This window comes from Micromonospora sp. ATLC16, assembly GCF_057196645.1.
The window spans coordinates 21,952-36,516 of the sequence record NZ_JBXUOW010000033.1 but is presented as its reverse complement, the minus strand read 5'-3'; the positions used below and the strand labels follow the sequence as shown (position 1 = coordinate 36,516).

General features: G+C 71.0%; 12 protein-coding genes. 5 read left to right on the top strand and 7 right to left on the bottom strand.

The window, feature by feature from the left end:
• Window positions 1-44: 44 nt before the first annotated feature.
• Entirely contained in the window at window positions 45-404 is a 360-nt protein-coding gene (locus tag AC2CHE_RS15880; protein WP_484505658.1) for a hypothetical protein, read from the top strand.
• Between the two features lie 194 nt (window positions 405-598).
• On the opposite strand, the gene serA is transcribed toward AC2CHE_RS15880, so the two are convergent.
• The 5 genes from serA to AC2CHE_RS15855 form a co-directional block, all read right to left on the bottom strand.
• Window positions 599-2,197, bottom strand: coding sequence for a phosphoglycerate dehydrogenase (serA, locus tag AC2CHE_RS15875; RefSeq protein WP_484505657.1), 1,599 nt, complete (start codon window positions 2,195-2,197; stop codon window positions 599-601).
• Window positions 2,198-2,474: 277 nt separating this feature from the next.
• A complete protein-coding gene (gene ilvC / locus AC2CHE_RS15870; protein ID WP_484505656.1) occupies window positions 2,475-3,488 on the bottom strand; it encodes a ketol-acid reductoisomerase in 1,014 nt (337 codons plus the stop codon).
• Between the two features lie 82 nt (window positions 3,489-3,570).
• Window positions 3,571-4,086, bottom strand: a complete 516-nt coding sequence (gene ilvN, locus AC2CHE_RS15865) for an acetolactate synthase small subunit (RefSeq protein ID WP_484505655.1) — start codon at window positions 4,084-4,086, stop codon at window positions 3,571-3,573.
• A 122-nt stretch (window positions 4,087-4,208) separates the two neighbouring features.
• On the bottom strand, window positions 4,209-6,080 hold the full coding sequence (locus AC2CHE_RS15860; RefSeq protein ID WP_484505654.1) for an acetolactate synthase large subunit: 1,872 nt from the start codon (window positions 6,078-6,080) through the stop codon (window positions 4,209-4,211).
• A 186-nt stretch (window positions 6,081-6,266) separates the two neighbouring features.
• Entirely contained in the window at window positions 6,267-8,675 is a 2,409-nt protein-coding gene (locus tag AC2CHE_RS15855; RefSeq protein WP_484505653.1) for a putative bifunctional diguanylate cyclase/phosphodiesterase, read from the bottom strand.
• A 110-nt stretch (window positions 8,676-8,785) separates the two neighbouring features.
• Between AC2CHE_RS15855 and ilvD the strand changes: the two genes are divergently transcribed.
• From ilvD to AC2CHE_RS15835, 4 genes are all read left to right on the top strand, one after another.
• Window positions 8,786-10,633 carry a dihydroxy-acid dehydratase gene (gene ilvD / locus AC2CHE_RS15850; RefSeq protein WP_484505652.1) on the top strand — a complete coding sequence of 616 codons (1,848 nt, stop codon included), beginning with the start codon at window positions 8,786-8,788 and terminating at the stop codon, window positions 10,631-10,633.
• An 8-nt stretch (window positions 10,634-10,641) separates the two neighbouring features.
• Window positions 10,642-11,118 (top strand): hemerythrin domain-containing protein, encoded by a 477-nt coding sequence (locus tag AC2CHE_RS15845; RefSeq protein WP_484505651.1) that lies wholly within the window; start codon window positions 10,642-10,644, stop codon window positions 11,116-11,118.
• Window positions 11,115-12,224 (top strand): DUF4037 domain-containing protein, encoded by a 1,110-nt coding sequence (locus AC2CHE_RS15840; protein ID WP_484505650.1) that lies wholly within the window; start codon window positions 11,115-11,117, stop codon window positions 12,222-12,224. The genes AC2CHE_RS15845 and AC2CHE_RS15840 overlap by 4 nt, the downstream gene beginning before the upstream one ends.
• Before the next feature lie 104 nt (window positions 12,225-12,328).
• Entirely contained in the window at window positions 12,329-13,573 is a 1,245-nt protein-coding gene (locus AC2CHE_RS15835) for an endonuclease/exonuclease/phosphatase family protein (protein ID WP_484505649.1), read from the top strand.
• Window positions 13,574-13,645: 72 nt separating this feature from the next.
• On the opposite strand, the gene AC2CHE_RS15830 is transcribed toward AC2CHE_RS15835, so the two are convergent.
• Window positions 13,646-14,062: a VOC family protein gene (locus AC2CHE_RS15830; RefSeq protein WP_484505648.1), complete on the bottom strand. Its 417-nt coding sequence runs from the start codon at window positions 14,060-14,062 to the stop codon at window positions 13,646-13,648.
• 35 nt (window positions 14,063-14,097) lie between these two features.
• Window positions 14,098-14,502, bottom strand: a complete 405-nt coding sequence (locus AC2CHE_RS15825) for a helix-turn-helix domain-containing protein (protein ID WP_484505647.1) — start codon at window positions 14,500-14,502, stop codon at window positions 14,098-14,100.
• Window positions 14,503-14,565 lie beyond the last annotated feature (63 nt).

Below are 14,565 nucleotides of genomic sequence, written 5' to 3'. Positions count from 1 at the left end.
GGGCCCTTTCGACAAGGTGAACCGCAGATGGCACGCTGTCCGCCGTGAGTTTCGATCTGAGCGTGTGGGCCCTGGCGGACGGGGCGACGCCCGAGGATGTACGAGCGGCGGTGCAGCAGTGCCGCAGCGGCCGGCACCACGAGCGTCAACCGGACCCACGATGTGTGGCCTTCTACCGGGCGATCACCGCCCGCTACCCCGACCAGCCGGCCGGCCCGAACACTCCCTGGGCGGTGGCGCCACTGCACAAGGCGGCCGACCACATCGAGCTGAACCTGGACCCGGTCTGCCCCGACCAGGTGCTGCTCGACATCGAGCGGCTGGCCGGCGAGCACCGGCTGATGCTGTTCGACGCCCAGGACGGCTCGGTGTACCCGCCACCCGGGGCTCGGCTGCCCGGCTGACCGACCCGCCGTGCCGGACGGCAGACCCGCGACGGCAACCCGGCTGGCCAGATCGGGCGGATCTGCGGTCGATCCGGCAAGCCGCCGCCACGGTGGGCACGACAACCCGACCGTCTGGTCCTCGGCGATCGGATGACGAGGGGCCCGGCCGAAGGCCGGGCCCCGTCGTGGCGTGTCTGGAACGTTCGGGTGGGCTACTCGTCGCGCAGGTCGGCAGCGCTGGCCGAGGTGGCGCCGATCGAGTCGGCGGCCGAGGTGAGCAGGTCGGCACCGAGCGCCTGGTCCACGGTGAGGGTCATCAGCGTCTCACCGCCGGCCTCCCGACGGGCCACCTGCATCGCCGCGATGTTGACGCCGGCCTGACCGAGCAGGGTGCCGACGGTGCCGACCACGCCCGGGCGGTCGGCGTAGCGGAGGAAGAGCAGGATGCCCTCGGCACCGATCTCCACGTCGAAGCCGTCCACCTCGGTCAGCTTGATGACGTCGCGGGTGCCGGCCTGGGTGACGGTGCCGGAAACACTTACCGTGCGGCCGTCGGGCAGCGCGCCGCGCACGGTGACCAGGACGGGGTGGTCGGTGGTCTCGGTCTGGGTGGCCAGTGACACCTCCACCCCGCGCTGCGCGGCCAGGTGCGGCGCATTGACGTAGGTCACCTGCTCCTCGACCACCGAGCTGAACAAACCCTTGGTGGCGGCGAGCTTGAGCACCGACACGTCGTGGTCGACGATCTCGCCGCACACCTCGACCGTGACGCTGGCGGCGACCCCGCCGGCCACCGCGGTGAAGGCGCGGCCGAGCTTCTCGGCAAGCGGCAGCAACGGCCGGACGTCCTCGGCGACCACGCCGCCGGCCTGCACGTTGACCGCGTCCGGCACGAACTCGCCCTGCAGGGCGAGTTTCACGCTCTTGGCGACCGCCAGGCCGGCCTTGTCCTGTGCCTCGGCGGTGGAGGCGCCCAGGTGCGGGGTGGCCACCACGTTGTCGAAGGCGAACAGCGGCGAGGAGGTGCACGGCTCCTTGGCGTAGACGTCCACCCCGGCACCGGCGACCCGACCCTCGGCGAGCGCGTCGGCGAGTGCCTGCTCGTCGATCAGCCCGCCCCGGGCGGCGTTGACGATCCGCACGCCCGGCTTGACGATGGACAGCTCCTTCTCACCGATCAGGCCCACGGTCTCCGGGGTCTTCGGCAGGTGGATCGAGATGAAGTCGCTCTCCCGCAGCAGTTCCTCCAGACCCACCAGGCGTACGCCGAGCTGGGCGGCCCGGGCCGGCTGGATGTACGGGTCGTAGGCGATGAGCCGGGTGCCGAAGGCGGCGATCCGGGAGGCGAAGAGCACGCCGATGCGGCCGAGACCGACCACGCCGACGGTCTTGCCCTGCAACTCCACGCCGGTGTACTTCGACCGCTTCCACTCCCCCGCCTTGAGCGCTGCGCTGGCGCTGGCGGTGTTGCGGGCGACCGCGAGCAGCAGCGCGACGGCCTGCTCGGCGGCGGAGACGATGTTGGAGGTGGGTGCGTTGACGACCATGACGCCCCGCGCGGTGGCCGCCGGCACCTCGACGTTGTCCAGGCCGACACCGGCCCGGGCCACGACCTTGAGTCGGAGGGCGGCGGCGATCGCCTCTGCGTCGATCTGGGTGGCGCTGCGGACGATGACGGCGTCGGCCTCGGAGAGCGCCGAGAGCAGGGCCGGGCGGTCGGTGCCGTCCACGTGCCGGACGTCGAAGTCGTGGGCGAGCACCTCGATGGCGGCGGGGGCTAGTTCTTCGGCGATCAGTACGACAGGAGTCATTGGTCCTCGTAGATGTCGTCAGAGCGGTCGGCCGGGGGCGGGACGCTGCGCTGCGCCCGGCGCGCTCCCGGGCCATGGCCGTCAGGTGCCGCCTGGAGCACCTACCCGCGATCGTAGGGCGCGGGCCACCCGACGCGCGCCGGAGTGTGGGGTGAGCGCCCTCACAAACCGGACGTGACGTGCGTGTTAACGATCGTTTGCCAGGCGGAGACAGTACGGCACCCGACCCCGGCGTCGGGGAGAACGCCGGGGTCGGGTGCCGTACTGGACAGAACTCTCAGGCGGTCTCGGTGATCGGCCGGTCCACCCAGCTCATCATGCCCCGCAGCTTCGCGCCGGTCTCCTCGATCGGGTGCGCCGCGCCCTCGCTGCGCCACTTGTTGTAGTTGGGCCGCCCGGCCTCGTCCTCGGCCACCCACTCGCGGGCGAACTCGCCGTTCTGGATCTCGGTGAGGATCTTGCGCATCTCCTCCTTGACCCGGCCGTCGATGACCCGGGGTCCGCGGGAGAGGTCGCCGTACTCGGCGGTGTCGGAGACGCTGTAGCGCATCCGGGCGATGCCGCCCTCGTACATCAGGTCCACGATCAGCTTCAGCTCGTGCAGGCACTCGAAGTAGGCCACCTCGGGGGCGTAGCCGGCCTCGGTGAGCACCTCGAAGCCGGTCTGCACCAGTGCCGCCGCGCCGCCGCAGAGCACCGCCTGCTCGCCGAAGAGGTCGGTCTCGGTCTCCTCGGTGAAGGTGGTCTTGATCGCGCCGGCCCGGGTGCCGCCGATGCCCTTCGCGTACGACAGGGCCAGCGCGAACGCGCTGCCACTGCCGTCCTGCTCGACGGCGACCAGGCAGGGCACGCCCTTGCCGTCGACGTACTGCCGGCGGACCAGGTGACCGGGGCCCTTCGGGGCGACCATCGCCACGTCCACCCCGGCCGGCGGCTTGATCAGCCCGTACCGGATGTTGAACCCGTGGCCGAAGAACAGCGCCTTGCCCGCGCTGAGGTTCGGCGCGATCGACTCGGCGTAGATGTGACGCTGCGCGGTGTCCGGCGCGAGGACCATGATCACGTCGGCCTCGGCCGCCGCCTCGGCCGGGGTGAGCACCCGCAGCCCCTGCTCCTCGGCCTTCGGCCGGCTCTTCGAGCCCTCCGGCAGACCGATCACCACGTCGACACCGGAGTCGCGCAGCGACAACGCGTGGGCGTGGCCCTGGCTGCCGTATCCGATCACGGCGACCTTCTTCGCCTGGATCAGGCCCAGGTCGGCGTCGTCGTCGTAGTACACCTCAACGCTCATGACTTCCCTTTCGTACGGCGGCCACAGTGGCCCGTCGTGGCTGATGGTCGACCCGGGCACGCGGACCCGGACCGAGGTGGGGTCAGGCGGCCCGCAGGGCGGGGCCGGCGGTGATCGCACGCGAGCCGCGCCCGATCGCCACCAGGCCCGACTGGACCATCTCCTTGATGCCGAAGGGCTCAAGGTCGCGCAGCAGCGCGTCGAGCTTGTCCGGGGTGCCGGTGGCCTCGACGGTGAGGGTGTCGGCGGCCACGTCGACCACCCGGGCCCGGAACAGGTTCACCGTCTCCAGGACCTGGCCACGGGCGCTCCGGTCCGCGCGCACCTTCACCAGCAGCAACTCGCGGGCCACCGAGGTACCCGGATCCAGTTCGACGATCTTGAGTACGTTGACCAGCTTGTTGAGCTGCTTGGTGACCTGTTCCAACGGCGAGGACTCCGCGTTGACCACGATGGTGATCCGCGAGACGTCCGGGTTCTCGGTCTCCCCGACCGCGAGACTGTCGATGTTGAACCCACGACGGGAGAACAGCCCGGAGACCCGGGCCAGCACGCCCGGCTTGTTCTCCACCAGGACGGAGAGGGTGTGAATGGTCATGGCTGTGCCTTCCTTGTCATGTCCTCATGGCCCTCGCTGCGCTCGGTGCAATCGGCCATGACCGTCGCCTTCCTTGTCATGTCCTCATGGCCCTCGCTGCGCTCGGTGCAATCGGCCATGACCTAGATGTCGTCCTCGTCGAAGGCCGGGCGGACGCCGCGGGCGAACATGATCTCGTCGTTGCTGGTGCCGGCCGGGACCATCGGCCAGACCATGGCGTCCTTGCCGACCACGAAGTCGATGACCACCGGCGCGTCGTCGATGGACATGGCCATCTCGATGGTCCGGTCCACCTCCTCGGCGGTCTCGCAGCGCAGCCCGATGCAGCCGAGCGCCTCGGCCAGCTTGACGAAGTCCGGGATGCGGTGCTTGTGGGTGCCAAGCTCGGTGTTGGAGTAACGCTCGTTGTAGAACAGCGTCTGCCACTGCCGGACCATGCCGAGGTTGCCGTTGTTGATCACCGCGATCTTGACCGGGATGCCCTCCAGGGCGCAGGTGGCCAACTCCTGGTTGGTCATCTGGAAGCAGCCGTCGCCGTCGATCGCCCAGACCACCGTGTCCGGCCGGCCCACCTTGGCACCCATCGCCGCCGGCACCGCGTAGCCCATGGTGCCGAGGCCGCCGGAGTTGAGCCAGGTCTGCGGCTTCTCGTACGAGATGAACTGGGAGGCCCACATCTGGTGCTGGCCGACACCGGCAACGTAGATCGTGTCCGGACCGGCGATCTCCCCCAGTCGCTTGATCACGTACTGCGGGGAGAGGGTGCCGTCGGACGGCTCCTCGTAGCCCAGCGGGTAGCGCTCACGCAGGTCGTCGAGCTGCATCCACCAGTCGCCGAGGTCGGTGGCACGGCCCGCCGCGCGCTCGGCGGTGACCGTCGCGACCAGTTCGTCGATGACGTGCCGGGCATCGCCGACGATCGGCACGTCCGCGTGCCGGTTCTTGCCGATCTCGGCCGGATCGATGTCAGCGTGCACGATGGTGGCGTCCGGCGCGAAGGAGTCCAGCTTTCCGGTCACCCGGTCGTCGAACCGGGCGCCCAGCGCCACGATCAGGTCGGCCTTCTGCAGCGCGTAGACCGCCGCGACGGTGCCGTGCATGCCGGGCATGCCCAGGTGCTGCCGGTGCGAGTCGGGGAACGCGCCGAGCGCCATCAACGTGGTGGTCACCGGGATGCCGGTCAGCTCGGCCAGCCGGCGCAGCCCCTCGGTGGCGTCGGCCTTGAGCACGCCGCCGCCGACGTAGAGCACCGGCCGGCGGGCGACGCTGATCAGCCGTGCCGCCTCGCGGATCTGCTTGCCGTGCGGGTGCAGCGTCGGCCGGTAACCGGGCAGGTCTAGGGTGGGCGGCCAGGCGAAGGTCGTCTGCGCCTGAAGGATGTCCTTGGGGACGTCCACCAGGACCGGCCCGGGACGCCCGGTGGAGGCCAGGTGGAACGCCTCGGCCAGCACCCGGGGAATCTCGCTGGCGTCCTGCACCAGGAAGTTGTGCTTGGTGATCGGCAGCGTGATGCCCTGGATGTCCGCCTCCTGGAAGGCGTCCGTGCCGATCGACGGGCGGGCCACCTGACCGGTGATCGCCACCAGCGGCACCGAGTCCATGTACGCGTCGGCGATCGGGGTGACCAGGTTCGTCGCGCCCGGACCGGAGGTGGCGATGCACACCCCGACCCGGCCGGTGGCCTGGGCGTAACCGGTGGCGGCGTGACCGGCGCCCTGCTCGTGCCGGACCAGGATGTGCCGCACGGTGGAGTCGTAGAGCGGGTCGTACGCCGGCAGGATCGCGCCACCCGGGATACCGAAGACGACGTCTACGCCGAGTGCCTCCAGGGAGCGCACAAGTGAACCGGCACCGGACACCTGGGCCGGGGCGGGACGCGCCACCGGAGTGGCCGGCGAGGCGGCGCGGGTGTGGTCGACGTCACCCGGCGCCTCGGCGGCGGTGCGAGCGCGCCGGGCGGAGTGGGCGAGCGTCTCGGGCGTGGGTCTCGTCATGGCGGTTGGCCTTCGGCTGGATTGGGTGGGCTGCTCACACTGTGGAACGCGGGCGGGGGCCGGCGTTCGATTGGTTCGACGGCAAGAAAAAGGCCCACGTGCCAGATGCACGGGGGCCAGCGCACTCTCAGTCAGGGAGAGTGCGCTCAGGTAAGTACTCGCAGCGACCGGTACGACAACATGGGGTCAAGACTGACGCATCTCATGCGATGAGTCAACTGATCCCACATTTTGGTTCACGGACGTCGGTGAGCCGCCGCCCGGCACGCCGATCGGACCGGGCATGACCTGCCCGGAGACGCTTTCACCCCGGCGTTGGACGGGCGGCCCGACGGGTCGCGGAAGCGGGTCGCCCGCGGCGGGACGGGCCGGGCGGGCACCCGGCGACGTGGCCGCGTCCAGCATCGCCTCCAGGTGCTCGGCCGGTACGCCCCAGCCGAACAGCGCGCCCTGGCCGAACCGGCAGCCGGCGGCCACCACCGCGGCCAGCTCGGTGGGAGTGGTGACCCCCTCGGCGATCACCTCAAGGCCGAACTGGTGGCCCAACCGCATCACGATGTCGACCATGGGGGCGAAGGCCGGGCCGTCAAGCCCTTCCGGCTGGACCGGCTCGTGCTCGGCCACCAGCCCGTGGTCGATCTTGAGAATGTCGATCGGGAGCCGGCGGAGTTGGTTGAGCGAGGAGTAGCCGGCGCCGAAGTCGTCCAGGGCGATCCGCACACCGGTCAGCCGCAGCGCGGTCAGCCGCCGGATCAGCTCGTCGAGGTCGGTGGCGACCGCGTGCTCGGTGATCTCCAGCACCAGCCGCTGCGGCGGCACGTGATGGGCGCGCAGCGCCTCGGCGACCTGCACCACGTACTCCGGGGCGTGCAGCTCACGCGGAGAGACGTTTACCGACACCCAGACGTCGTGGCCCTCGGCCAACCAGCGGGACAACTGATAGCAGGCCTGGTGCAGCACCCAGGCCCCGAGCTTCGCGATCATCCCGCTCTCCTCGGCGAGGGGGATGAACTCGTCCGGCCGGACGTTGCCCAGCTCGGGATGACGCCACCGCAGCAGCGCCTCCGCGCCCACCGGGCGCACCGACGGCAGCGAGGCCACCGGCTGGAACACCAGCCGCAACTCGTCGCGCTCGATCGAACCGCGCAGCTCGTGCTCCAGCGTGGTGCGCCGGCGCAGCAGCCGGTCGTACGCGCCGTCGTAGCGCTCGATCCGGTTCTTGCCGCGTTGCTTGGCGTAACGCAGCGCGAGGTCCGCGTGCCGCAGCAGCAACTCGACGTCGGGTTCGTCGGCCCAGCCCGCCAGGCCGATGCTGACCGAGAGGAAGACGGGGGCCTCAGGCTGCTCGTAGGCGATGCCGAGCACCCGCAACAGCCGCTCCGCGACCACCCCGGCCTCCGCCGGGCCACCGTGCATCAGTATCGCGAACTCGTCACCACCGAGTCGGGCCGCGAGATCACCGGGACGCAGATTGCCCCGCAGCCGCCGACCCACCTCGGCCAGCACGGCGTCGCCGACGTCGTGGCCCCGCATGTCGTTGACGTGCTTGAAGCCGTCCAGGTCCAGCCCGAGCAGCACGCACGGCACGCGTTCCTCGGCGCTGCGGTGCAGGGCCCGCAGCAGGCCGCGACGGTTGGCCAGGCCGGTGAGCGCGTCGGTGTGCGCGAGCTGCCGGAAGTGCGCCTCCCGGTCGGCCAGCCGGCGAGCGTAGGCCCGCACGTCGTGCAGGGTGAGGTACTGCCGGGCGGCCAGGGCGAACCCCTCGACGCTGCCGGCGGCGATGGCCAATCCGTCGAACCGGCCGTCCTGGAGGAGGTGGTACATCGCCGACGCGGCCATCGCGCCCATCGGCACGAAGGCGTACTCGCCGTCGCGACGGATCACGTCGATGGCGAGCTGGCCCGGCGGATCGATCCGGTACGCCGCCACCGCGGTGATCAGCAGCCCCACGGCGAGCACCACCGCACCGGCCAGCGCCAGTGCCGGTCCGGCCTGGCAGAGCCCGGCCGCGACACCCAGCCCGCCCACCGACGCGGCGGTGATCCCGGTGCCCAGCACAGCCAGACAGTGTCGGGGCGCGGACGCCCGGAGCACCATGATCGCGGAAAGGCCGGCGCTCAACGCCGCACTGACCGAGGCGAGCAGAATCGACGGACATGCGATCGGCGTCGCGTCGCCGAGCAGTCGGGTCGGCTCGGAGAACAGCACCCAGCCGACGAACCACAGCGCGCTGCCCACGATCACGCCGTCCAGCGCGAGCCGGGCCGCCGAGGGCACCGACCCGGTCACCCCGGGCAGGCGGAGCAGGCCGGAGCAGAACAGCAGGCCGCCGGTGGCCGTACCGAGCGCCACCAGGTTGGCCCAGGCGGTGCGCTGCTGCTGCTCGTGCACCCAGTGCTCGCTCATGGTCAGCGCGACCCCTGCACCGACCAGGGTGGTCACCGCCGCGAACGCGCCGCCGACGGCCAGCACCGCGTACGCCGGACGGTGCGGCGCGACTCGGCGGCGGACGGCGGCGGCAAGCAACACGCCGGCCGTCAGGGCGATCAGCGCGCTCAGCACCGCAGCGCCGATCATGGCCGGGGGTGTGTGCACGACCTCAACTCTGCCGGATCGATGCCTGCTGTGGGGATCGGGTGTGCATCTGTTGGGACACGGCACGACACCCGTGTCCGGGCCGGCTTGCCGCTGTCAGACTGGTACACATGCCTGAGCTGCGGTCGAAGACCTCCACGCACGGTCGGACGATGGCCGGCGCCCGGGCCCTCTGGCGGGCCACCGGGATGACCGACGACGATTTCGGCAAGCCGATCGTCGCCATCGCGAACAGTTTCACCCAGTTCGTGCCGGGCCACGTACACCTCAAGGACATGGGCGGCCTGGTCGCCGACGCGGTGGCCGAGGCCGGCGGGGTGGGCCGGGAGTTCAACACCATCGCGGTCGACGACGGCATCGCCATGGGCCACGGCGGCATGCTCTACTCCCTGCCCAGCCGGGAGCTGATCGCCGACGCGGTCGAGTACATGGTCAACGCGCACTGCGCGGACGCCCTGGTCTGCATCTCCAACTGCGACAAGATCACTCCGGGCATGCTGCTGGCCGCGCTGCGGCTGAACATCCCGACCGTGTTCGTCTCCGGCGGTCCGATGGAGGCCGGCAAGACGGTGGCGATCGAGGGGATCGTGCACAGCAAGATCGACCTGATCGACGCGATGATCGCGTCCTCGAACGAGGCCGTCACCGACGAACAGCTCGGCGAGATCGAGCGGTCCGCCTGCCCCACCTGCGGCTCCTGCTCCGGCATGTTCACCGCCAACTCGATGAACTGCCTCACCGAGGCGATCGGGCTGGCGCTGCCGGGCAACGGCTCGACGCTTGCCACCCACGCCGCCCGCCGGTCGCTCTTCGTCGAGGCCGGCCGCACCGCGGTGGAGATCGCCAAGCGGTGGTACGACGGCGACGACGCCTCGGTGCTGCCCCGCGAGGTGGCCTCCCGGGCCGCGTTCGAGAACGCCGTCGCCCTGGACGTGGCGATGGGTGGGTCGACGAACACGATCCTGCATCTGCTCGCCGCCGCCCGCGAGGCAGAGCTGGACTTCTCCGTGGCCGACATCGACGCGATCTCCCGCCGGGTGCCGTGCCTGGCGAAGGTGGCGCCGAACTCGCCGCAGTACCACATGGAGGACGTGCACCGCGCCGGTGGCATCCCGGCCATCCTCGGCGAACTCGACCGCGCCGGCCTGCTGCGCCAGGATGTGCACGCGGTGCACTCCCCCGATCTGGCAGGTTGGCTCGCCGACTGGGACGTGCGTGGCGGGTCCGCCCACCCCGAGGCGATCGAGCTGTTCCACGCCGCGCCGGGCGGGGTGCGCACCACCGAGCCGTTCTCCACCACCAACCGCTGGTCGTCGCTGGACACCGACGCGGCCGGCGGCTGCATCCGGGACCGCGAGCACGCGTACAGCGCCGACGGCGGGTTGGCCATCCTGTCCGGCAACCTCGCGCCGGAGGGCTGCGTGGTGAAGACCGCCGGGGTGCCCGAGGAGTGCCTCACCTTCCGTGGCCCGGCGAAGGTCTACGAGTCCCAGGACGACGCGGTGACCGCCATCCTCGCCAAGGAGATCGTCGCCGGGGACGTGGTGGTCATCCGCTACGAGGGGCCGAAGGGCGGCCCCGGCATGCAGGAGATGCTCTACCCCACCTCGTTCCTCAAGGGCCGAGGGCTGGGCCGGGCCTGCGCGCTGCTCACCGACGGTCGCTTCTCCGGCGGCACCTCCGGGCTCTCCATCGGGCACGCCTCCCCCGAGGCCGCCTCCGGCGGGTTGATCGCGCTTGTCGAGCCGGGCGACGAAATCGTCATCGACATCCCGGCCCGCTCGATCGAGCTGAACGTGCCGGCCGACGTGCTGGACGCCCGCCGGGTGGCCCAGGAGAAGCGGGACCGCCCGTACACCCCGGTCGACCGGCAGCGCCCGGTGTCGGCGGCGCTGCGCGCGTACGCCTCGATGGCCACCTCGGCCAGCGACGGCGCCTACCGCCGCGTCCCCGAGTGACCGGCCGGATGGCCCGGTCTGAGGGCGAGAAGACCAGGCTCGTCGCCTGGAGCCGCGAACTCCGCAGCGTGCACGATCGGCTGCGCGAGGCCCTGCACCTGACCCGCAGCACACTCGCCGGTGGCGAGGCGGCGGAACCCTCCACCCGTGACCTGCTGCTGTTCTGCCACGGCTTCTGTGCCGCGCTGACCGGGCACCACGAGGGTGAGGATCGCGAACTGTTCCCCGCGATCGCCGCCGCCCATCCGGAGCTGCGCGACACCCTGCGCCAACTGAAACAGGACCACTCGATGATCGCGCACCTGCTCGCGGGCCTACAGGCCGCCGTGGACCGGGCCGCCTCCCCGGCCGAACTCGACCGCCACGTCGAGGGCATCGCCGCCATCATGGAGAGCCACTTCCGTTACGAGGAACGCCAACTACTGGCGGTACTCGACACGCTCGCCCTGAACGCGGACCCGCACGACGTGCTGGGGCCACTGTGAACGTGCCGACGTTCGTACCCGGCCTGTCGCTGGCCGCCAGCACGTACCACGAGGCGGTGCGGCCGATCCTCGACGCCAGTTTCCCCCGGTTGGCACACTCGGCGGCGCTGCTCGGTCCCGGTTCTGAGGTGCTCGGCTTCGACACCGCCCGCTCGACCGATCACGACTGGGGGCCACGGCTGCTGCTATTCCTCCGGCCGGCCGACGCCCGCCGGCATGCCCGCGACCTCAGCAGCCTGCTCGGCGAGCGGATGCCCGCCTTGGTGCAGGGCTGGAGCACGAACTTCAGCCCACCCGGACCCGGACGACCACGCACCCTGCGGCCCGCTGCCGACACCCCGATCGAACATCGCGTCGAAGTGCTCGACCTCGACGCCTGGCTGACCGCCCGCCTCGGCGTCGACCCGCGCAACGGCATGCACGCCCGCGACTGGCTGGCCATCCCGACCCAGCTACTGCTGGAGGTCACCGCCGGAGCTGTCTTCCACGACGGGCTCGGTCAGCTCGGTCCCATCCGCACCGCGCTGGCCTGGTATCCCGACGACGTCTGGCGCTACCTGCTGGCCTGCCAGTGGCGGCGCGTCGCCCAGGAGGAAGCTTTCCCTGGCCGCTGCGCGGAGAACGGCGACGAACTCGGCTCCCGGCTGGTCACCGCCCGACTGGTCCGGGACCTTATGCGTCTGGCGATGCTGATCGAGCGTCGATACCCGCCCTACAGCAAGTGGTTGGGTACCGCGTTCGCAAAACTGCGCTGCGCCGCGACGCTGCAACCACTGCTCGCCGACGCCCTCGCTGCCGCCGACTGGCCGCGCCGCCAGGATGCGCTCTGCGCCGCGTACGAACATCTCGCCCGCGCCCACAACGACCTCGGGCTGAGCGAGCCGGTCGAGCCCACCGTGCGCCCGTATCACGACCGCCCGTTCCGGGTGCTGGCTGCGGACAGGTTCGGCGACGACATGCGCCGGGCGGTCACGGACCCGCAGGTGTCGACGCTGCCACCACATATCGGCGGCGTCGACCAGTTCGTGGACAGCACCGACGTGCTCAGCGCAGCCGACCGAGCCCGCGCCGTAACCACCGCGCTGCACCTGCTCCGTCCGGACTGAACACAGCCGTGCGGGCGCAGCCGATCGTCGATCAGGATTCACCCTGACGTCATGCCCGCTCCCGGTAGCGTGGCGATCGTTGATCGTGGATCGGGAGGGTGTCGATGGGTGCGAGGCGGACGGTCTGCGCTGGGTTCACGGCGGCGCTGCTCGCCGCGACAGTAGCGGTCGTGGTGGCGTCACCGGCGAGTGCGGGTAAGGGTCACCCGGGCACGCTGCGGGTGGCGACGTTCAACGCCTCGCTGAACCGGGGCGTCGCCGGTGGGCTGGTCGCCGACCTGTCCGGGCGGGACGACGCGCAGGCCGGCAACGTCGCCGAGGTGATCCAGCGGGTACGCCCGGACGTGCTGCTGATCAACGAGTTCGACTACGACCCGGCCGGGCGGGCGTTGGCGTTGTTCCAGGACAACTACCTCTCCGTGCCGCGCAACGGCACCCGGGCGATCCGCTACCCGTACCGTTACGCGGCACCGTCGAACACCGGGTTGCCCTCCGGACACGATCTCAACAACGACGGGACCGTCGGTGGGCCCGACGACGCGTACGGTTTCGGTCTCTTCCCCGGCCAGTACGGCATGGCGGTCTACTCGGCCTACCCGATCGACCGGGCCAGGGTGCGCACCTTCCAGACGTTCCGCTGGCGGGACCTGCCCGGCGCGCTGCTGCCCGACGACCCGGCCACCCCCGCACCTGCCGACTGGTACTCCCCGGCAGAACTGGCGGACGTGCGGCTGTCCTCCAAGAGCCACTGGGACCTGCCGATCCGGCTGCCCGGCCGTACCGTGCACCTGCTGGCCAGCCACCCCACGCCGCCGGTCTTCGACGGGCCGGAGGACCGCAACGGCCGCCGCAACCACGACGAGATCCGCTTCTGGGCCGACTACGTCTCGCCGGGGCGGGCCGGCTACATCTACGACGACGCCGGGCGGCGCGGCGGGCTGCGGCCGGGGGCGGCCTTCGTGATCGCCGGGGACCTCAACTCCGACCCGTACGACGGTGACAGCCTGCCCGGCGCGGCGCAGCAACTGCTCGACCATCCCCGGATCAACGACCGGGTCGTGCCGGCAAGCGCGGGCGGCACCGCCGCCGCTCGACGCCAGGGCGGGGCCAACCTCGACCACCGCGGCGCTCCGCGTTTCGACACCGCCGACTTCGCCGACACCAGCCCCGGCAACCTGCGGGTCGACTACCTGCTGCCGAGCCGAGGGCTGCCGGTCCGTGCCACCGGAGTCTTCTGGCCGGTGCCGGGTGACCCGCTGTTCCGGCTGGTCGGCGACTACGACCCGGCCCTGCCGGGCGGCTTCCCCACCTCCGACCACCGGCTGGTCTGGCTCGACCTTCGGCGCTGAGGCGTCGCCGGCCCCGGCGTCGGTGCCCGGGGCCGGGGCCGGGGCCGGGGCCGGACTTCAACGGTGCCCGGCCTACCGGTCGAACATCTGCCCGATGCGGATCCGGTTGCCGAACGGGTCGCGGATGCCGAAGTCGATGCCGTACGGCCGTTCCATCGGCTCGTCGGTGATGTCGACACCCTTGGCGACCAGTTCCTCGTACGTCTTGTGGGCATCGTCGGTGGTCATGAAGAGGAAGCCACCGGCGGCGCCCTTGGTGAGCAGTTCGCGGACCTGCTCGGCGGTGGCCGGGTCGAGGTTCGGCGGGCCCGGCTTCTCCAGCAGGATCTCCCGCTGCCGGTCACCGGGAATGTTGACCGTGAGCCAACGCATGAAGCCGAGATCCTGATCCGTGTTCAACTCCAGGCCGAGCTTGCCGATGTAGAAGTCGAGCGCCTCGTCCTGGTCCAGGACGTAGATCTGGGAGCGGCTGATCGCGTTCATCGTCATGACCGGAACGCTAGTGCAACGCCGTGACCTGCTGCTTATCCAAAACTGCTCGGTCTGGTCCACGCCTTCGTGAAGCAGCTCGGCACCGGTGCGGCGGGCACCGTCCGCCGCGTACGGTAGTCGGTGGGTGACTCACCGACGATCTGCCGGAAGGTACGACTGAACGTGCCGAGACTGCCGAATCCGACCGCCGTGCAGATCTCCGTCACCTCCTGGTCGCTGTGCACCAGCAGGTACATGGCCCGCTCCACCCGACGCCGTTGCAGGTAGCGGTGCGGGGTCTCACCCAAGGTGGCCCGGAAGGTACGGATGAAGTGCGCCTCGGAGACGTGCGCGATCCGCGCCAGGGTCGGGATGTCGAGCGGTCGATCGTACGCCCGGTCCATGGCGTCCCGGGCGCGCAACATCGCCCGGTTCGTCTCCTCGACCGCCCTGCTCACCCGCCCACCGTGCCACACCGTCACCCTCGGAGCAGCAGGGGTGCCGACCCTCGACGGTGAGGG